Origin of the sequence: Vibrio sp. Vb0304 (assembly GCF_033338995.1) — a bacterium.
Taxonomy (GTDB): Bacteria; Pseudomonadota; Gammaproteobacteria; order Enterobacterales; family Vibrionaceae; genus Vibrio; species Vibrio alginolyticus.
In genome coordinates this window covers 65,900-86,142 of record NZ_JAWOTT010000015.1, presented here as the reverse complement: position 1 = coordinate 86,142, position 20,243 = coordinate 65,900, and the positions used below count along the sequence as shown (strand labels likewise).

Annotated in this window: 19 protein-coding genes; 10 read left to right on the top strand and 9 right to left on the bottom strand. The window is 44.0% G+C overall.

Annotation, left to right across the window (positions count from 1 at the left end):
* Positions 1-113 precede the first annotated feature (113 nt).
* Entirely contained in the window at positions 114-1,520 is a 1,407-nt protein-coding gene (dnaA, locus tag R7P35_RS17190; RefSeq protein WP_005378835.1) for a chromosomal replication initiator protein DnaA, read from the bottom strand.
* 412 nt (positions 1,521-1,932) lie between these two features.
* On the opposite strand from dnaA, the gene R7P35_RS17185 reads away from it, so the two are divergent.
* From R7P35_RS17185 to R7P35_RS17145, 9 genes are all read left to right on the top strand, one after another.
* Positions 1,933-2,679, top strand: a complete 747-nt coding sequence (locus R7P35_RS17185) for an amino acid ABC transporter substrate-binding protein (protein WP_005378831.1) — start codon at positions 1,933-1,935, stop codon at positions 2,677-2,679.
* Positions 2,680-2,793: 114 nt separating this feature from the next.
* Positions 2,794-3,465, top strand: a complete 672-nt coding sequence (locus R7P35_RS17180) for an amino acid ABC transporter permease (RefSeq protein WP_005378829.1) — start codon at positions 2,794-2,796, stop codon at positions 3,463-3,465.
* Positions 3,462-4,199: an amino acid ABC transporter ATP-binding protein gene (locus R7P35_RS17175; RefSeq protein WP_005378827.1), complete on the top strand. Its 738-nt coding sequence runs from the start codon at positions 3,462-3,464 to the stop codon at positions 4,197-4,199. The genes R7P35_RS17180 and R7P35_RS17175 overlap by 4 nt, the downstream gene beginning before the upstream one ends.
* Positions 4,200-4,441: 242 nt before the next feature.
* Positions 4,442-4,576 (top strand): 50S ribosomal protein L34, encoded by a 135-nt coding sequence (gene rpmH, locus R7P35_RS17170; RefSeq protein ID WP_005378825.1) that lies wholly within the window; start codon positions 4,442-4,444, stop codon positions 4,574-4,576.
* Positions 4,577-4,622: 46 nt separating this feature from the next.
* Positions 4,623-4,946 carry a ribonuclease P protein component gene (gene rnpA, locus R7P35_RS17165; RefSeq protein ID WP_005394102.1) on the top strand — a complete coding sequence of 108 codons (324 nt, stop codon included), beginning with the start codon at positions 4,623-4,625 and terminating at the stop codon, positions 4,944-4,946.
* Positions 4,913-5,170 carry a membrane protein insertion efficiency factor YidD gene (gene yidD / locus R7P35_RS17160; RefSeq protein ID WP_005378822.1) on the top strand — a complete coding sequence of 86 codons (258 nt, stop codon included), beginning with the start codon at positions 4,913-4,915 and terminating at the stop codon, positions 5,168-5,170. Before rnpA ends, yidD begins: the two co-directional genes overlap by 34 nt.
* 2 nt (positions 5,171-5,172) lie before the next feature.
* Positions 5,173-6,795: a membrane protein insertase YidC gene (gene yidC, locus R7P35_RS17155; RefSeq protein ID WP_005383834.1), complete on the top strand. Its 1,623-nt coding sequence runs from the start codon at positions 5,173-5,175 to the stop codon at positions 6,793-6,795.
* 130 nt (positions 6,796-6,925) lie between these two features.
* Positions 6,926-8,287 (top strand): tRNA uridine-5-carboxymethylaminomethyl(34) synthesis GTPase MnmE, encoded by a 1,362-nt coding sequence (mnmE, locus tag R7P35_RS17150; RefSeq protein ID WP_005383836.1) that lies wholly within the window; start codon positions 6,926-6,928, stop codon positions 8,285-8,287.
* Between the two features lie 171 nt (positions 8,288-8,458).
* Positions 8,459-9,640: a site-specific integrase gene (locus tag R7P35_RS17145; RefSeq protein WP_203346799.1), complete on the top strand. Its 1,182-nt coding sequence runs from the start codon at positions 8,459-8,461 to the stop codon at positions 9,638-9,640.
* Positions 9,641-9,659: 19 nt separating this feature from the next.
* On the opposite strand, the gene R7P35_RS17140 is transcribed toward R7P35_RS17145, so the two are convergent.
* The 3 genes from R7P35_RS17140 to R7P35_RS17130 are packed head-to-tail and all read right to left on the bottom strand — an operon-like array spanning position 9,660 to position 11,912.
* Complete coding sequence (locus tag R7P35_RS17140; RefSeq protein WP_203346798.1) at positions 9,660-9,995, bottom strand: helix-turn-helix domain-containing protein; 336 nt, start codon at positions 9,993-9,995, stop codon at positions 9,660-9,662.
* 53 nt (positions 9,996-10,048) lie between these two features.
* The gene (locus R7P35_RS17135) at positions 10,049-11,707 is read right to left on the bottom strand and encodes a DUF927 domain-containing protein (protein ID WP_203346797.1); all 1,659 of its coding nucleotides are present in this window, start codon (positions 11,705-11,707) and stop codon (positions 10,049-10,051) included.
* Between the two features lie 13 nt (positions 11,708-11,720).
* On the bottom strand, positions 11,721-11,912 hold the full coding sequence (locus tag R7P35_RS17130; RefSeq protein WP_203346796.1) for a helix-turn-helix transcriptional regulator: 192 nt from the start codon (positions 11,910-11,912) through the stop codon (positions 11,721-11,723).
* Between the two features lie 397 nt (positions 11,913-12,309).
* On the opposite strand from R7P35_RS17130, the gene R7P35_RS17125 reads away from it, so the two are divergent.
* The gene (locus R7P35_RS17125; protein WP_203346795.1) at positions 12,310-14,337 is read left to right on the top strand and encodes a DNA phosphorothioation-associated putative methyltransferase; all 2,028 of its coding nucleotides are present in this window, start codon (positions 12,310-12,312) and stop codon (positions 14,335-14,337) included.
* On the opposite strand, the gene R7P35_RS17120 is transcribed toward R7P35_RS17125, so the two are convergent.
* Genes R7P35_RS17120 through R7P35_RS17100 form a run of 5 tightly spaced genes read right to left on the bottom strand, consistent with a single transcriptional unit; the run spans position 14,324 to position 20,241 of the window.
* Positions 14,324-15,379 (bottom strand): cysteine desulfurase family protein, encoded by a 1,056-nt coding sequence (locus R7P35_RS17120; protein ID WP_053308119.1) that lies wholly within the window; start codon positions 15,377-15,379, stop codon positions 14,324-14,326. The two genes, R7P35_RS17125 and R7P35_RS17120, sit on opposite strands and share 14 nt — an antisense overlap.
* Positions 15,372-15,824, bottom strand: coding sequence for a hypothetical protein (locus tag R7P35_RS17115; protein ID WP_053308118.1), 453 nt, complete (start codon positions 15,822-15,824; stop codon positions 15,372-15,374). The genes R7P35_RS17120 and R7P35_RS17115 overlap by 8 nt, the downstream gene beginning before the upstream one ends.
* Positions 15,817-17,877, bottom strand: coding sequence for an AAA family ATPase (locus R7P35_RS17110; protein ID WP_203346794.1), 2,061 nt, complete (start codon positions 17,875-17,877; stop codon positions 15,817-15,819). The genes R7P35_RS17115 and R7P35_RS17110 overlap by 8 nt, the downstream gene beginning before the upstream one ends.
* Positions 17,852-18,088 (bottom strand): CxC ATPase DNA modification system associated small protein, encoded by a 237-nt coding sequence (locus R7P35_RS17105; RefSeq protein ID WP_053308116.1) that lies wholly within the window; start codon positions 18,086-18,088, stop codon positions 17,852-17,854. The genes R7P35_RS17110 and R7P35_RS17105 overlap by 26 nt, the downstream gene beginning before the upstream one ends.
* Positions 18,088-20,241 carry a DEAD/DEAH box helicase family protein gene (locus R7P35_RS17100; protein ID WP_053308115.1) on the bottom strand — a complete coding sequence of 718 codons (2,154 nt, stop codon included), beginning with the start codon at positions 20,239-20,241 and terminating at the stop codon, positions 18,088-18,090. Before R7P35_RS17100 ends, R7P35_RS17105 begins: the two co-directional genes overlap by 1 nt.
* Positions 20,242-20,243: the final 2 nt, after the last annotated feature.

Sequence of the window (20,243 nt, the reverse complement as noted above, 5' to 3'; positions counted from 1 at the left end):
ACCTGCTGTAGCGGTTTGATTAAATGACTACGTTCAATGGTAAATTTCATGCTTGGCTCTTTACGCTGTCAGCTCAATAAATGATTTGCTTAGAATACCGTTATTCTAACCGATTACGAAGACAGGGTGCGAATCAAGTTAGAGTAATCTTCTTTAATGTCGTGGCTCTCTTCACGCAGCTGCTCAATCTTGCGACACGCATGAAGTACGGTCGTATGATCGCGGCCCCCAAACGCATCGCCAATTTCAGGCAAGCTATGGTTGGTTAGTTCTTTTGCTAACGCCATGGCCAGCTGACGAGGACGCGCTACAGAACGAGAACGACGCTTAGACAGCAAGTCCGCCACTTTAATCTTGTAGTATTCCGCCACGGTCTTTTGAATGTTATCGATCGTCACCAGCTTCTCTTGTAGAGCAAGCAGATCGCGCAGCGCTTCACGAACAAAATCAATCGTAATTGGACGACCAGTAAAGTTCGCGTTCGCGATAACACGGTTCAGTGCACCTTCGAGCTCACGAACGTTCGAACGCAGACGCTTGGCAATGAAGAATGCCACTTCATCAGCAAGGTGGATTTGGTGATCTTCGGCTTTTTTCATCAAGATCGCCACACGCGTTTCAAGCTCAGGTGGCTCGATCGCAACAGTAAGACCCCAACCAAAGCGAGATTTAAGACGATCTTCAACGCCATTAATTTCTTTAGGATAACGGTCAGACGTTAGAATGATCTGCTGATTACCTTCCAATAGTGCGTTGAAGGTATGGAAGAATTCTTCTTGTGAACGTTCTTTATTAGCAAAGAATTGGATGTCATCGATAAGGAGCGCATCCACGCTGCGGTAGTAGCGTTTGAATTCTTCAATCGCATTGTTTTGCAGCGCTTTCACCATGTCTTGCACAAAACGTTCTGAGTGCATGTAGACCACTTTTGCGTTCGGGTTGTTATCCACAATCGCGTTACCCACCGCATGCAATAAGTGGGTTTTACCCAAACCCGTGCCGCCGTATAGGAATAGTGGGTTGTAAGCTGCACCTGGGTTATCCGATACCTGACGCGCCGCAGCCAAACCCAGTTGGTTCGACTTACCTTCAACAAAGTTGTCGAATTTGTGTTTTGGGTTCATGTTTGAGCGGTGATTGATAGCCGCAATCGCTTGAGCGTCGTCATCCCAGGTTTTGTGTACTGGCTTACGCGCCTGTAATTGCGCAGGTGCAGATGACTCCGCAGCCACATCTGCAGGCGTACGTGTCGGCGCTGGTTTTGGTGCAGAGACAGGTCGGCTCCCCACTTCAAAACGTAAGTTAGGAATATCGCCACCGCAGTATTCCTGCAGTAAGCGAGTAATATTGTTCAGATACTTATCACGCACCCAGTCCAACACAAAGCGGTTTGGCGCGAATAGAGTGAGAGTATTGTCATTGAGCTCCGCTTGTAGCGGACGAACCCACATGCTGAATTCTGTAGCTGGTAGCTCTTCTTGAAGCTGCTGCAAACATTGCAGCCAAAGCGAAGATGACACGGTGCCCCCACTGAGTAATTGAATTATCGGAAAAGACTGGCAATTTTACCTGTTGATAACCAAGATCGCCAGCGATTGATCGACAATCCAGTGAATAAGATCCAAGTTATTCACAATTATTTCTGCAAACTTGATGAGATCAACACACCTTGCCCCAAATTTGCCCACACAACGATCCACAATTGGGCAAAATTCACAAGATCGAGCGATTGGTGATAAGTCTGTGTATTATTTTATTCCCAATGCTGATTTTGTCGATCATTTCGCTAGGTTCAGTTCGCATTTTCGTCACATTTAACATTCTTCTTCTATTATCTAATAACTCACAGGTCTAGGTTATTGCTCTTGGTTATTTATTTAATTGAGCTAACTAACAGTAGTATTTCCAACCATAAAATTATGGAGATGTATTATGAAAAACTGGATTAAGGTTGCCGTTGCAGCCATTGCACTGTCGGCAGCAACCGTACAAGCCGCTACTGAAGTCAAAGTTGGTATGTCAGGTCGCTACTTCCCGTTTACTTTTGTAAAGCAAGACAAGCTACAAGGCTTTGAAGTCGACATGTGGGATGAAATCGGTAAACGTAACGATTACAAAATCGAATACGTAACAGCCAACTTCTCTGGTTTATTTGGTCTTTTAGAAACTGGTCGTATCGATACGATCTCCAACCAAATCACCATGACTGATGAGCGTAAAGCTAAATACCTATTTGCTGACCCTTACGTTGTAGATGGCGCACAAATTACCGTGCGTAAAGGCAACGACAGCATCAAAGGTGTTGACGATCTTGCGGGCAAAACCGTTGCGGTGAACCTAGGCTCTAACTTTGAGCAACTGCTGCGTCAATACGACAAAGACGGCAAGATCAATATTAAAACGTACGACACAGGTATCGAACATGACGTGGCGCTCGGTCGTGCAGATGCATTTGTAATGGATCGTCTTTCTGCTTTAGAACTGATTAAGAAAACTGGTCTTCCTTTGGAATTGGCAGGCGAACCGTTTGAGACCATTCAAAACGCATGGCCTTTCGTGGACAACGAGAAAGGTCGTAAGCTGCAAGAAGAAGTAAACAAAGCACTGGCTGAGATGCGCGCAGATGGTACAGTAGAGAAAATTTCCGTGAAGTGGTTTGGCGCTGACATCACGAAATAAGAACTCTTTGTACTTTAGGCCGCAAAGTGGTATCACTCTCGGACTAAAATAAACTTACGTAAAGGTGGAACTTGTTTTCCACCTTTTCTTTTCTCTAGCCTTTAGGTAAGCCGTATGGGATTTGACTTTAATTACATGTTGGAACTGCTGCCGATATTGCTGAAATATCTTGGCACAACCATGGAAATGGCGACATGGGGATTGGTGTTTTCGCTGATTTTATCCGTCATTTTAGCCAATATTCGCGTATTTAAACTGCCAGTTCTGGATCAATTAAGCCAACTGTACATCAGCTTCTTCCGTGGCACCCCACTGTTGGTTCAGCTTTTCCTGCTTTATTACGGCTTACCGCAAATTTTTCCATTGATGGTCGGTATCGACGCCTTTTCAGCAGCGGTTATCGGTTTAACGCTGCACTTTGCCGCTTATATGGCGGAAAGTATTCGTGCCGCCATTATTGGCATTGATCGCAGCCAAATGGAAGCGAGCTTATCGGTCGGTATGACGACATCCCAAGCAATGCGCCGAGTGATTTTACCTCAAGCAACGCGTGTCGCACTGCCTTCATTGATGAACTATTTCATCGATATGATCAAGTCAACGTCTCTCGCTTTCACGCTTGGTGTGGCCGAAATCATGGCGAAAGCACAGATGGAAGCCTCATCAAGTTTCCGTTTCTTTGAAGCTTTCCTTGCGGTTGCTCTTATTTACTGGGGCGTGGTGGTGATTCTGACTCGCGTACAAATCTGGGCAGAAGCAAAACTGAATAAGGCGTACGTACGATGATTAAGTTAGAAAATATTCACAAACGTTTTGGTGAGACTGAAGTGCTGAAAGGCATCGACCTCGATATTAAGCAAGGTGAGATCATCGTGATTATCGGCTCAAGTGGTACGGGTAAATCAACCTTGCTGCGTACGGTGAACTTTCTAGAACAAGCAGATGAAGGTCGTATCACGATAGATGACATCTCCGTTGATACTCAAAAACACACTAAAGCCGAAGTATTAGCGCTGCGTCGTCGAACTGGCTTTGTGTTCCAAAACTATGCCCTGTTTGCCCACATGAATGCGCGCCAGAACATTGCCGAAGGTCTAGTGACCGTTCGAGGTTGGAAAAAAGCCGATGCTCTCAAACGAGCGCAACAAATTCTGGATGACATCGGCCTTGGGGATAAAGGCGATAGTTATCCAGCGGCATTATCTGGCGGCCAACAACAACGCGTGGGTATCGGCCGAGCGATGGCGCTGCAACCAGAACTGCTGTTGTTTGACGAACCAACTTCTGCGCTGGATCCTGAATGGGTCGGTGAAGTTCTCTCATTAATGAAGAAGTTAGCTAATCAGCATCAAACCATGCTGGTGGTGACGCACGAGATGCAATTCGCGAAAGAAGTCGCTGATAGAGTGATCTTCATGGCGGAAGGCAATATCGTTGAGCAAGGTTCTCCACAGGATATCTTCGATAATCCACAAGATCCTCGTTTGAAAAAATTCCTTAACCAAGTAGGAATAGAGTAACGATCAAGCATCAGGATCGATTGATCCTTGAGATTTTACTCACACTACGTATAATCGCCCGGCCGGAATTTCGTACTCATTGAGTCATTGACACATTATGTGAGTGTGATTACAATTCCGCCTCTTTGTTGAGAGGCGTCGGTTGTCCTTCTCTATATAAAGAGCTTCTTTATATAAGAAAGCAAATACCCACGCCGGGTTTAACAAGAACCTAAAACTACTGATCAGTAAAGGTAATTATCATGAAACGCACTTTTCAACCTACAGTTCTAAAGCGCAAGCGTACTCACGGCTTCCGTGCTCGCATGGCAACTAAGAACGGTCGTAAAGTTATCAACGCACGTCGTGCAAAAGGCCGTGCGCGCCTATCAAAATAATCGCTAGTTTATTTTGAACACGTACGCGTTTAATCGGGAGTTACGTTTGTTAACTCCCGAGCATTATCAAAACGTCTTCCAGCAAGCTCATCGAGCTGGCTCGCCTCATTTCACCATCATTGCTCGCAATAACAAACTTTCTCACCCACGATTAGGTTTAGCGGTTCCCAAAAAGCAAATCAAAACGGCTGTCGGTCGTAACCGATTTAAGCGTTTGGCTCGTGAAAGCTTTCGTAACAATCAACATCAGCTTCCAAACAAAGATTTTGTTGTGATTGCGAAGAAAAGCGCGCAAGATTTAAGCAATGAGGAAATTTTTAAGTTGTTTGATAAGCTATGGCAACGCCTGTCTCGCCCTTCACGTGGATAGCCATTGGGCTCGTTTATCTGTATCGCTGGTTTATCAGCCCTTTGATTGGTCCTCGTTGCCGGTTCACACCAACCTGTTCCACTTACGCGCTAGAAGCTTTGAGAGCTCACGGTTTTGTAAAAGGATGTTGGTTATCAGGCAAACGTCTATTAAAATGCCACCCTTTGAATGAAGGGGGGTATGACCCCGTTCCACCAGTCCAAAAACAAGACAGAGATAACTAACGATGGATTCTCAACGTAATATCCTGCTCATCGGTTTGGCCCTGGTTTCTTTTTTGCTGTTTCAACAATGGCAAGTTGCAAAGAATCCAGAACCTCAAGCAGTTGAACAGGCTCAATCAAGCAGCACTCTACCTGCACCATCTTTTGCTGATGAACTTGACCCAGTTCCTGGTCAACAGCAAGCTTCTGCAAAAACTATCACAGTAACGACTGATGTTTTAACTCTGTCGATCGACACCGTTGGTGGCGATGTGGTACATGCCAACCTTAACGAATACTCTGCTGAGTTAGATTCATCAGATTCCTTTGTTCTGCTTAAAGACGCTCAAGGTCACCAATTTATCGCTCAAAGCGGTCTAGTGGGTCCTCAAGGTATCGACTTGAGCAGCACAAATCGCCCTCACTACAACGTAAGTGCAGACAGCTTCACAATGGCTGACGGTCAAGATGAACTTCGCGTTCCGATGACATTCACTGCAAACGGCATCGAATACACCAAAACTTACATCTTTAAACGCGGCAGCTACGCGCTTAATGTTGAATACGATGTAGTGAACAACTCAGGCAACAACGCAACATTTGGTATGTACGCTCACCTACGTCAAAACCTAATGGACGATGGTGGTAGCATCACAATGCCTACTTACCGTGGTGGCGCATACTCAACAGAAGATACGCGTTACAAGAAGTACAGCTTTGATGATATGCAGGATCGCAACCTGTCTCTTAACCTAGCCGATGGCCAAGGTTGGGCAGCAATGATTCAGCACTACTTTGCCGCAGCTTGGATCCCACGTAACGAACCAGGTACTAACCTATACACTCGTGTAATTGGCAACCTAGGCGACATCGGCGTTCGTATGCCGAACAAAACTATCGCAACAGGCGATCAGGCTAAGTTTGAAGCAACACTTTGGGTTGGTCCAAAACTGCAAGATGAAATGGCAGAAGTGGCACCTAACCTAGACCTAGTAGTGGACTACGGCTGGTTATGGTTCATTGCGAAGCCTCTTCATATGTTGCTTTCATTCATCCAGAGCTTTGTTGGTAACTGGGGTGTGGCAATCATCTGCCTGACCTTCATCGTTCGTGGTGCAATGTACCCACTAACAAAAGCGCAATACACGTCTATGGCGAAAATGCGTATGCTTCAGCCTAAGCTGCAAGCAATGCGTGAGCGTATCGGTGATGACCGTCAGCGCATGAGCCAAGAAATGATGGAACTGTACAAGAAAGAGAAAGTGAACCCACTAGGTGGCTGTTTACCTCTTATCCTACAGATGCCTATTTTCATCGCACTATACTGGGCACTAATGGAATCGGTTGAGCTACGTCACTCTCCATTCTTCGGTTGGATTCATGACCTTTCAGCGCAGGACCCTTACTACATCCTGCCTCTACTGATGGGTGCGTCAATGTTCCTAATCCAGAAGATGAGCCCGACAACGGTAACGGATCCAATGCAGCAGAAGATCATGACCTTTATGCCGGTTATGTTTACCTTCTTCTTCTTGTTCTTCCCATCAGGTCTCGTTCTGTACTGGTTGGTGTCGAACATCGTAACGCTTATCCAGCAAACTCTGATCTACAAAGGATTAGAGAAAAAAGGCTTACACAGCAAGTAACCTTTTAGGAAATGATTGAGAAAGGCGGCCAAAAGGTCGCCTTTTTGTTTTTGGCTGATTACAATTCAGCTAATTAATTGTGATGGCTCCCTAGGTATCTTCCCTATAGCCCAGCTCAAAAGGCAAAATTATGACTACAGATACGATTGTCGCTCAAGCGACCGCGCCTGGTCGTGGCGGTGTCGGTATTATTCGAGTTTCTGGCCCTAAAGCCAACCAAGTGGCGTTAGAAGTCACTGGCAAAACACTAAAGCCCCGCTACGCAGAGTACCTGCCGTTTAAGTCAGAAGATGGCACTGTGCTTGATCAGGGCATCGCACTGTACTTCCCTAACCCACACTCATTTACAGGTGAAGACGTACTTGAGCTGCAAGGCCATGGCGGCCCTGTCGTGATGGATATGCTGATAAAACGCATTCTAGGTATAGATGGTATTCGAGCTGCTCGCCCTGGTGAGTTCTCTGAACGCGCATTTCTGAACGATAAACTCGACCTCGCTCAAGCCGAGGCGATCGCAGACCTCATTGATGCCAGTTCTGAAGAAGCAGCAAAATCGGCACTGCAATCCTTACAGGGCGCATTTTCAGGCCGCATTAATACCTTAGTTGAGTCGCTGATTCATTTGCGTATCTATGTTGAAGCAGCCATCGACTTCCCTGAAGAAGAGATCGACTTTTTGGCCGACGGTAAAGTGGCTGGTGACCTACAAGCCATCATCGACAACCTAGATGCGGTGCGCAAAGAAGCTAACCAAGGCGCTATTATGCGTGAAGGGATGAAAGTCGTGATTGCGGGTCGTCCAAATGCGGGCAAATCAAGCCTACTGAACGCGCTATCGGGTAAAGAATCTGCAATCGTAACCGACATCGCAGGAACCACGCGTGATGTACTGCGTGAGCATATCCATATTGATGGCATGCCACTACACATCATTGATACAGCAGGTTTGCGTGATGCTTCCGATGAAGTAGAGAAAATCGGTATCGAACGCGCGTGGGATGAAATAGCCCAAGCAGACCGCGTGTTGTTCATGGTGGATGGCACGACAACCGATGCCACCGATCCGAAAGATATCTGGCCAGATTTTGTGGATCGCCTACCAGACAACATTGGTATAACTGTGATCCGTAATAAAGCGGATCAAACGGGTGAAGATATGGGGATCTGCCACGTCAATAACCCTACCCTTATCCGTTTGTCAGCGAAGACTGGTGCAGGGGTTGAAGCTCTGCGCGATCATCTCAAGGAGTGTATGGGCTTCTCTGGCAACAGTGAAGGTGGGTTTATGGCTCGTCGTCGTCATCTCGATGCATTAGAACGTGCCGCACAGCACCTTCAAATAGGCCAGGAGCAGCTTGAAGGCTATATGGCTGGTGAAATATTGGCTGAAGAGCTACGCATCACCCAACAACATCTCAATGAGATTACCGGTGAGTTCAGTTCTGACGACTTACTGGGACGAATCTTCTCTTCATTCTGTATCGGGAAGTAAAGTGGGCAAATAACGGAAAACAACAGCAAGCAACGGTAGATAACACACTGATTTTATTAGATCGTCATTTGCCGTTTGTTTCCATCCGTTGCCGTTAATTGCCAAATCTAGTCCCCATTTGGGCTCCATGACATGCTACTCGCACTGATTGGGGCCCAAATGGAGTCTAAAATGAAAATTTCCATTCAAAAACGAACACTTAGAGCTGATGGCACACGCTCACTACGTTTGGTTTATGATCATGGTTATGCCACAAACACACTAGGTGGACGCCAAAATAAACGTAAACGCAGCTACGAAACTTTAGACCTGTACGTTCACGACAAACCTAAAACACCCGCCCAGCGCCAACACAACAAAGAGCATATGCTTCTCGCCGAAACCATTAAGAGTAAACGACTGGTTGAGTGGCAATCTCAGAAGCATGGTTTTGAGGATCGAACCAAGCGCTCAGCTAGCTTCATTGATTACTTTCAACGGCAAATTGACATCAAAGAACAAACCACCTCAACCTCCAACCATTCAATCTGGCTTTCAGCTCGTAAACACCTGCTGTTCTACTGCGGGAAACATGATCTTAGTTTTGATGAGCTGGATAAAGACTGGTTAGACGGGTTTAAGTATTACCTAACCAATGAAGCGAAAACCAAAAGTGATACACCGCTATCTCGCAACACACAAAGCTCCTACTTCAATAAAGTTCGAGCGGCGATCAACGAAGCACATCGAGAAGGTATTATTCGCGATAACCCGCTTTCACAAGTGACCAGTATCAAAGCGAAAACGACTAAGCGGGTTTATTTAACACTGGATGAGGTCAACGCGTTAGCTCACACAGAATGTCGCTACCCAGTCCTTAAACGTGCGTTTTTGTTCTCATGTGCAACGGGGATGCGTTGGTGCGATATCCATCGACTTACTTGGTCAGAAATAGAGACATTCAATAATCACAAACGAATTATCTTCGACCAGGTCAAACTCTCTCACAGCGATGCTAAGAGCCTTCAGTATTTAGACATACCAAAGTCAGCAGAATCACTTTTGGGTAGCCCCAAAGCCTCTCACGAGCGCGTATTCAAGGGATTAAAATACTCTTCTTATATAAATGTAGAACTGCTTAGATGGGCTCTGGCTGCTGGAATAAGTAAGCACGTTACATTCCATGCTGGTCGTCATACCTTTGCTGTAATTCAGCTTAGCCGAGGAATAGATATATATGCAGTATCGAAACTGCTCGGTCATAGTGAACTTAAAACAACCGAGATCTATGCCGATATCATAGAACAACGCAGGATGGAAGCGATGCTGACATTCCCTGATATTTTTGTTTCTGGAAAGGATTCAGCGGCCTAAGGCCGCTGCTATGAAAGTATTACTTACGAGAAGTGGTGGCGACATAATTTGCTGCCCTTTTTTCGATCTCATAATGAGATGAAACACGCTGCTGCTCTACCCAATCCATGATGGCTTGACGCTCAAATCTGAGGTGCTTACCAAGCTTGAAAAATGGTATTTCCGCAGAGCTGGTCAACTTATAAAGCTGGTTGGTTGATAAACCCAACAAGGCTGCACATTCATCAACGGTTAGAATGTCCTTTCCAAGCAGATCCACCTTTTGTTGCTGCAAACGCTGCTCTAACACAACCCGCTCTACATGATCGATTTTTGCTAAAATGGACTGGAGAAGGACTTGTTCATTGCTTGTCATAACTCCCCCTCCATGCCACTGCTCTGGGAAATGTGGGAAAACTGGGAAACGGATTACGCATCGGCGGTCAGCTCCTCTAGTTCTTGGATAATTTGAGCTGGAGTAAAAGCAAAAAACCTTTCCAACTTACCGTTCACTTTTACTCGTAGTGTCCCCCTGGCTCCCTCGTTTGATTCAAACCAGCGTCGTTGAACCAAAGGAGTCAGCTGGCTGATGTATTGCTTGCGCAGCTGGAGATCACGAATAAACACATTTTTATGAATCAGCCACTGGATCTCATCTCCATCTCGTCGGAAGTACCCCGTGTTTGATGATCTTCCGCTGGATATCTCACTTAACTGCTTTTCCCATTTGGCGAGAGCCCGCTTCAATGCCAAAAGCACTTCAAACTCTTCGTGATTTTGAGTGTGCCCTCTGGCTGCAATCCAGCGCTGAAAAATACTGTACACAGAGAATAAAGACTCTTCTTCGCTCCACGGTACTAGTTTGTGTCGAGAGGCCAGTGAGAGCGCAACGGCAACTAAGCAAAAGCGATGCAGAACCCTAAGAACTTGAGCTGACATGCAGCTTTCCTTCCAGCGCTGCATCAACCTATCCGTTTCCGATCTTAACAAAAGCTCCAGATCAGGTTGCTTTACTATCAAGCACATCCAAGCTGGAAATAGCGAACCATAGTGCTTTTTCGTTGCCTCCTCCAAATGTTTGGCAAAATCGTGAGAATCATTAAATCGGTGAATGCTAGAAAAACAGCCATATTTTTCCGTCAGCGGTATCTCCACTATCCTGACCAACTGGCCAGCGGCGGGCTTTTTGCCGATCTCTTCCAGCAAATCGATCAAACCAACCTCACCAGTACTAAGTACAAGGGTTCGCCACTTTGCTTGTTTACCCAAAGCTCCTGTAATTAACATTCTTAACTTTCCATCGCCATTCACAATCTGGTAAGCCGCTGTATCCAGATTCTCACTTCTCGCCATGCCAATCTCATCCAGAGGCAACATGACATCGTTGTAATTGACTGATACAGATTCGATACCATTGTTCGTGCTATACCAAGTCTTCTTATACGAATGAGAGCCGTAAACTGACGATCCAACATAAATAGCACCAGACTTACCTTGGCTTGATGAACCCATTAAATGAAATACTGAGCTTTCTCCTCCCGACGGTGCTAGTAGCGGTGCTGCAAGTGCGACTCCAACAGAAAATATCAAGGTTGGATTTCCGCTCAAAAGACAGCCTATCTCCTGTTGCCAGTGATCTAGGCTACCTTTTACTTCAAAATTACTATCAACAACTGCTCCAGCATAAAAATATGGCTCCTCGAATGCGCCAAAAGTGGTTTCAGTTGTCACAAATACATCACCATGCCAACCAGTATTAAAGGCACTGATGCCAGTTGGCGCTTGTTTTATCTGTTGACGTAAGTAGCGTAATACACGGCTCCAGTTGTACTTCTCATCTTCTAGCCAAAAGCCGCGATCAAATAGTTCCTCACGCAGTGTGTTACTCGCACTACCTAAAATTCGATTTGCAGGCACAACCAACCGGACAGGAACAAGATCCATATTCACAAACTCAATACAGGCACCATAACCTGATTTTTTATCTTGTGCCCTAACTCGTGCTACAACAGAAAGTTCAGAGCTAATAGCCACCCAACCTTCTTCCTTGTCACAGTACTCCAGTACCTTATCTTTGTTTCGATACATACCAAGCCCCCCGTCACAAACTCAAAAGCCACTTCTGCACATCTTCAAGACGAAATCTCACACTTCGTGCACCTGGTGATAAGTTCACTGGAGAAGGAAAGGAGCCATTTCTCACATAACGGCGAATGGTCGCTTGTGACAGTTGCGTCAACTGGCAGACTTCTTGATAACTTAGTAACTGATTTGATTGGTTATGAACGTTCATAGATACTCCTGTAGCTTATTAACTTGCAGGAGGTATTTTCTGGTATAGGCTAAGAAAAGGCGCGCGCTGCTCAGGACCATTTTGGGCAACTAGAGCAGATAACTTGGAGCCAGAGCGCCCCTAGAGGGAAATTAAGATCAGATAATGATGCAGTAATGCGATTCGACGCTGCTTCACCGTTAATCATTAAGCCACAAAACGCTATGCATTAAGTCACCCGCTAATGCGTTAAGCTGTTACCCATGGTTAACGTAATAGTGATTAGAGACTCACTTTCACATGTGAAAGTGGAGTTTTTTATAATTACTGTCAAACATGTCTGATTGGTTGGGCGAACCCATTAACAATAAAGCTAAAATATCTATTTGGCTCTACAAACTGGAATCGCTACTAAAAGATGAACTTTCAATCATTTAAGCAACTTGTAAAACAAATTCATATCGGAAAACAACTTCCCGATGCGGTATACCTGCACCGAGATGCTATGAGTGAGATTCCACCTGAACTGAGAAAGTTCATCCCAGCTGTAGCTCAGGCAGTGAACTTGCCGGATAATCAATGGAACCTCATTAAGCTGTTTAAAAAGGAATTCCGTTTATCGTTGTTGAACTACCCAACCTTTTATACCGACGCCTACCCAGCGTTAGAGCAAAGCCTGAATGTAGATTTGAGCAAACTTAGTCATAAAGTGACTTGCTATCGCTCTTCAGAAAACCCACCGATCCTGCACCGAAAAGAGACGATGATTCTACCAGGCAGCGACCACTTTGAGCTCTTCACCGCGCTGACTAAAGAAGGGGAGGAGGCGGGCCTATACGAAAACACCCGCACTATTGGCTTCAAACAGTCGTGGTTAAATTTGATCCAAAAAAAGGGATACCAGTTAGTCGATGGGAGGATACTGAAAGTCGAACCAGATGCATTGAGTGATGCTCAACAAGAGCCTGGGATAGATCGTCACAAAACCGCCATTGTACGCCATGAGCTATCAGGTCCGATGAAAACCTTGGCGAAGCAAGGTTACCTAGATGGACGGTTTTCTATTTTCGATTACGGATGTGGTCGAGGGGATGACCTGAGAGAGCTTGAAGCACACGGGCTCGATGCGTTGGGCTGGGACCCGGTTTTCTCGCCTGATAACGATAAAGTCAATTCGGACATTGTGAACTTGGGGTTTGTCCTAAATGTTATCGAAGACCAAGATGAACGTCTTGAAGCACTATTGAGCGCTTGGGAGCTCGCAAACAAAGTACTAGTCGTCTCGGTAATGCTGGCCAACGATTCGTATATTACGCAGTTCCAACCCTATAAAGACGGAGTGATTACGTCGAGAAACACATTCCAAAAATACTACGCACAATCAGAATTCAAAGGGTACCTAGAACGCTCTTTGCAAGAGGATGCTATTGCTGTTGCACCAGGCATCTTCTACATATTCAAAGATAAGCTAGAAGAACAACGTTACCTCCAAAGTAAGTACCAGCGGCACCATACTTGGCATCAACTGACATCGCCTCAGCCTATAGAGAGTAAAGATAAAGCAAAGTTGGTCATTAGCCAAAACAGCACTCTGTTTGATGATTTTTGGAACGTATGTCTGGAACTTGGCCGGATACCGACGAATGACGAATTTAACCGTTCTGAAGAAGTGAGAAGTTTAATTGGTTCTCATAAAAAAGTGTTTGGTTTACTTCAGGAAATGTTCGATACCCGGGAATTTGCCAATGCAGAGAAATCCCGAAAAGAGGACCTACTTGTCTATTTCTCTATGGGGCTATTTGACAAGCGGAAACCCTACACACAACAGCCTGAAAGCCTAAAGCGTGATATTAAAGCCTTGTTTGATGATTATCGTACGGCCAATAATCTCGCGACCGATCTGCTTTTTGCGATCGCAGATACGGAGCTTATTGGAGAGCAGTGTGTCAAAGCTCACCATCAATTACCAGCAAGCATCCTCAACGAAGGACACTCTCTCATTTTTCACAAGAGCTATATAGAAAAGTTACCGCTTCTTTTACGCGTTTATGTTGGTGCAGCATTGCAGATGTACGGTGAGCTCGATGACGCCATTGACTTGATCAAAATACATATCAACTCTGGAAAGCTTACCTTGACTCAATACGATGATTTCGAAAAATCAGTCCCGTATTTAGTCGAAAGAACAAAAATAAAGATGGCAGATCAAGATATCGATTTTTTTGACTATGTAGATGAACAGCGCCGCCCACCCTTACTCAATAAACACTTGTTGCTTGATAAACAGAGTGAGCAGTATGAAAAGCAAAAGAGCTTTGATCTTCGACTATCAAAGCTCTTAGGGACAACGCCAACAATTGAAGTCATTTTGCACCGACAAATGTACGAAGAGCGCTTGCTTCAAGCAGGAAAAACTGTCTCTGGCTTTAGGCTCAACTCTCGCTGAGCTGGTATGGTGGAAGGCTGATGCGATAAGTGCGTCGTGCAATATCTTCGGGCATACCTATCGCAGTCAGGACATGTGAAGCCACATTTGAGAGCGCATTACACGCAGAACCTTGAGAAATCAGCCAAGGGTACTCGCTCGTAAAGCGCTTCACTTCTTCATCAGAGTGGAATGTAACACTCCACGTCGACGGTACTACGGACGGTCCGCCGTTCCTTGTAAAATCAAACTGCGCCATGACATCGAGAAATTGCTTTTCAAAAGAGCCTGATTTGGTTGGATACGATTCTACCGCCGCTGCGAGCCCGACTATCAACGGAGTAGGGGAGGTGCCGCCTCGTAACCCTGCTTCTTGGCCGCCGCCGTGGATCAGTGGGACGAGCTCAGAGTCTCTAGCATCTCGTACGTAAAGTGCGCCTATGCCTTTCGGGCCGTAGATTTTGTGGCCTGATAACGAGAGCATGTCGATATCCATATCGTCTACGTCGATAGCACACTTGCAAAAGCTCTGTGCTGCGTCAGTGTGAAAGGGGATATTGTGCTCAAAAGCTATAGTACCAAACTCTTCAATGGGTTGAATAGTCCCAAGCTCATTGTTGACGTGATGGATAGAAATCAGAATTGTGTTACTTCGTATTTTTTCTTCGAGAGACGACGACGATATGCGGCCATTCTTATCTGGCGCTAGATAAGTCACTTCGAAACCGATTGACTCGAGAAAAGCACAAGTATTGAGAATACACTTGTGCTCAATCTCTGAAGTAATGATGTGGCCTTTGCTCTCTAGATGTTTGAATGCGACCCCTTTCAGAGCAAGGTTGTTCGCTTCGCTCGCTCCACTGGTAAAAATAATCTCGCTCGGGAGCGCACCTATCTTCTCAGCAATAGACTCTCTTGCTTCTTGGATTGCCTGAGCGCTGGCCCGCCCCGCTTGGTGAGCCGATGAGGCGTTCGCAAACTTTTCGTTCTGCCAAGGTTTCATGGCATCTAAAACACGCTGAGACACTGGTGTAGAAGCGGCGTAGTCATAGTAATTATCCATTTTCAACCAAGTACTCTAATGTCTGGTTAAATAAAATATTAGTCACTAACGATTCACCAATATTATTCATAATCCAACTATCAATGTGCTTCAAACCACTATTGCAATATCCTTCAAAAATACCAATAGCATCTCTTAAGTTCTCATTTTTGAGTATATCCAGAGACGGTTCTTTAGCTAGCGCAATAAGATATATATAAGCGTCATGACCTGTCGTTGCATAGGTATCGAGCAGAATTGGAGTTGTGTTTACTTTAGACCCAAGTGGTTGAAAGTCATCTAATTGATAACCAACTAATGCCGCAAAAACCATCAGTTCTTTTACTGTACTAAAGACTCGAGTATCACTTTTCGCCCCTTTTGTTGAGCAAAACCGCTCTTCCAACGCTTCAAAGCGAACATCCCGGCGTACCGATAACTTACGCCAATCAATTATTTCAGCCATGAACAGGGATCTCCTCAATGGTTACCTTATCAAAATCACTACCAAAGCGTACAACATCATAGTCATTACCTTTTACAGTAAGTTTTGTAGGATACTGCCCTTTAAACTCTTCTTCAGTCAACACTGTATGCTGAACGAGGTTATATTCCTTACCAATTTTATGACGAATTCCCTTGTCAGTATGTGCTTCTGTCCACTGAGCCTGAGAGAACATAAAGATTGATTGCTCTACTTTGTTCGCAATGTAACTGACAAGCTCTCGACCATTATCAGGACCAATAAACGCTAGAATGGAGTCTGCAATAAAAGGAGCCACAGTACCTGGAGTAAGCAAGTGCTGCTTGTTATTCGCACGATCTTTCGAGAATTCAATCAACGCAACAATAAACGAAATAGATAACATCGCTTGATAACCATTACCCGCAGCCACTCGCTTACCTTCTCTATCCACGATAGCCCATGTAAAGCTTCCTCCCTTGACGCTAGTATCTTTTTTAACTGTATAACCATTAAAAGCAACTTGGCTAAATAAAGATTGCATCTTGTTCAAGAGGATCTGGTCAACACCTTGCTGCGAAGAGCTAATAGCCTCCTCATATAACTCTATTATCTTGTCTGTTGCGAGAATCAAGTTACGAACTTTATGAGCTTTAGGTTGAGTTGCTGACAGGCTAGTTACTCTGCGATCAATATCTTTAATATCAATCTCTTTTTTACGAACGCTCTGCTCCATTTGTAGGATCTGACGGTTTAGTTGATCGCACCTTGATTTAGCTAAATCTTTACCACGTTCGATAACCTTAATGTCATCAATGTCAGAATCAACAATAGTATGACTTAAGTCCTTTATACTATTTTCAAGCTCCTGTATGACGTCTTCGCGGTCATCAATATCCGCTAATAACTTTTCCATACTAGCTTTCGGCAATTGCTGGTTACAAAGCGTGTCTTGTAGCTTGACAGCTAATTCCCAGCGACGCTTAAGCTCAGGATCGACGGCGTGTTTACCAAGCTCTTCTAAAAGCCGAGCTGCCGAACTATCCTCTCCAACGTGCGTACCACAGATACATTCGTTATTATCCATAATTTCACGTAGCAGTTGCTTATCCACCGTATAACGAAGTGACTTATTTAGTTCTGCTGTATTAATGCTTGAAAGGTCTATCGAGGCAAGTTTTTTGCCAAATGTAGATAATGCCCAATCAGGTGTGTTGGTTATTTTCTCTGTTAATAGTTGCTTATATTGTCGTTGGTAATCATTCAACAATCTTTCTTGTTTTTCGCGCAATTTAATTTTTTCTTCAATAGATGTCTTATCAAAGCGAGTAAGTTTAGATATCTGAATCTCATACTCTTTTTCTGCACTTTCTAACTCTCTTTGCTTCTGTGCAAGCAGAGTATTCTCTCGGTCTAAGTTTGAAATTAAAGTATCTTTGTTTGATAACAATATTTCTATTTCATTATTTGTATCATACTGCTTTAATTCTCTTTGATAACTTGTCTTTACTGCACTTAAGTGTTTTAAAGTTGTTTGCGCAACCGTTAAACCCAACACTTTATCAATAGCATCTTTGATGTGAGAGAAATCATTTTGACTACTTAAAGTACCAGTACCTTCACCTTGATAGAAAAAATACTGAGACATCTCTTTTGGTAAGACCGTATTTATTAGCGTATTCGGGTTATCCTCAGCTTTTTCCGCATAGCAGCCATTTTCAATTTCGTACACATGCAAGTTACTACTAGTACTATTTTTCACTCTAACTCTTCGAACTTCAAATAAGCGATTCTGGTGTTCGAGTTGCACAGAAACACTAAAGGTATTTTTACCTTGTTCCGCAGCATGTTTGTTCAGAAGGTTTTTAGAATCGAGTAAGTTTTCAGTGGTTTCTTCATAAAGACACCAGCGAAGAGCATTTAGCAACGCTGTTTTCCCACCATTATTTTCACCATGAATTAGCGTAACTCCGCGCTCTGGATCTACAGCAAAGTCGATAGATTGCTTACCATAGAATTGACGGAAGTTATTAATCTCTAGTTTTATTAGTTTCATTTACGATATCTTCTGCATTGACGTCAATTATGTCTTTGATCTTTTGAATGTGACGAGATTGCACTAAGTCTCCATAGTACAGCTCCTTCTCAAACTGCATTATCTGGAGTGCGGCTTTATGAACCGCTGACTTATTTGAATAATCCTGATGAGCAATCTGTGTATCCTTATCAACTTCTTTTAATAAAGCTTTAAATGCATTAAGGTCCATCAATAGATTCCTAATTCAATGATTCTTTTATCAATTTCTTTCGAGTTAATAGCTGTTAATTTAAAGTCTTCTACTCTTTCCAACTCCGCCCGACGTAGATTCTGACTAAAGTTATTTACTACACCTGGTAACGGGAGAACAACAAAGTCCACAATCAAGGCTTCATGCTTACCTGCTGCTTTTCGAAGAACACGGCCTCTTCTCTGGACATATTGTCTTGGATTGCGCGTACTAGCTAAGATAAACGCGCTTTGACACACCGGAACATCGATACCTTCATCCAATACTTTCATGGCCACTAAAGCATCAATCCTTTGCTCTTTGAAGCTATTCATAATCCTACTTCGCTCTGACGCTGTCTCTTGAGAAGTGAATTTGGAAACCTTACAGCCATATTCATGTAGACAATTGGTGACCTTAGTTATATAGGGCGTACTATCTCCTGGTGCTGAACCTTCTCCCACATAGATTAAAGAGTGTATTAATGATAGCTCTGGATGTTTTTTCAAATAGGAGATTAATGCTGGCAGTTTACCTGAGCTAGTTGCTAGAATCCTTGCTCTTGCTCCACACATATTAGTTAACATCGACTGCTCATCAATGGATAACCTTGTAGACTTTGCCCTCAAAATTAACTTTTGAATTTTAGCTGAATACTCTTCGTACTGCTGTTGCTCTTCTTCATTAAGATACACAGGAACAAGCTCATAACGGTAGGGGGCGAGTATACCGTCCTTAATAGCATCACTTAGCGAGTACTCACTAATGATACCTTTAAAGTATGAAAGTAAATTCTGTCTGATTGTATCAGGGAATGGCGCTCCTTCGATCTCATCATCATCGGTGCGAAAGGGGGTGGCCGATAACCCTATTCGATAACGCGCTGGAGGCAAGGCATCAAAATAGTTTTGACTACCGAGATGATGGCATTCATCACCAATTAACAAAATATCTTCAGGTGATACTTTAGCGATTTTTGACTGAAACAATTCCGATGAGAGGGTCTTGTTGACGACAATAACACAGATAAAATCTAAAGTTCCGGTTCGAAAACGCAGAAGTTTTTTATCCAATGCAGAAGTCCACTTATCAGAGCCATCGTAACATTGAACGGGAGCAATGTTGAAAGGCGCTAATTCTTTTACCCATTGATTGGCTAGTTCAATGTACGGGACGCTAATTATTGCAAAAGTTGCATCACCATTCTTGTGACGCTCTTCATACAACTCTACCAGTGCAGATATGGATGTGAATGTCTTACCTGAGCCAGTGGCCAATTTGAACAAGCCATTAAAGTCTGCTTTACGCCAACTATTTATAGCCTCGATTTGATGAGGAAATAACTCAAATGCTCTCCCCTTAACCATCAATGGCTTACGTGGGGTCTTAGCTTCAATATTTAACTTAGCTAACTTCTGTTCCGACTTAGGGAAACTATAGGAGAAGAAAGGCTTAGTAGTTTTGGCTCGATAAGAGACTGGAAACAGCTCCCTACTTAATGCGTCAAGGTCAACACCAGATTGAATTTTTTGATAAGCCTCTGAATCAATAGAAACAACTTTTGCTCGCTTCTTGGTATCACTCCACAGCGCATTAAAATTATCCACTTCAACTTTGCCATAATCAGCAAAAGATTCACGCCAACTGAAAAAAAGTGAAACTTCCTCAGAGTTATATTTAGACAATCCAGCCAGGGTTTCATTTGCTGAGCCACTGAATACAACAATTTCATCCTGCTGATAAAAGATCCCTATTTTTTTGTGGAACATGCCTTGATGAGTGAAGGCAAACTTAATCTCAAGTAGCCCTTTCGCCACCATATATGTCAATAGCTTCAGATTCATTTCGTCACTACTAAGCAATAAGTCAGCTAATTGAAGAGACTTTGTTTTACAAGGATTTGATACTCCCTCCATCACTGCCTCATACTCATTGTCAGACAATGGGTCACCAATGATAAGGCGCATCTTACCTTCAGAATGAATAAACTGCTCCAGTCCTTGTGCTGCTGAAACTAGAACATCAGCTGAAAAATAACCTACAGCTCTATCATAGCGATTTGCACAAGAGAGCAAGGGAATATGTACACACTCCAGTATACTTTCTTCATCGGTGTCATACTTAGCTTGAAGTCCAAGAGCTGAAAACTGCATGA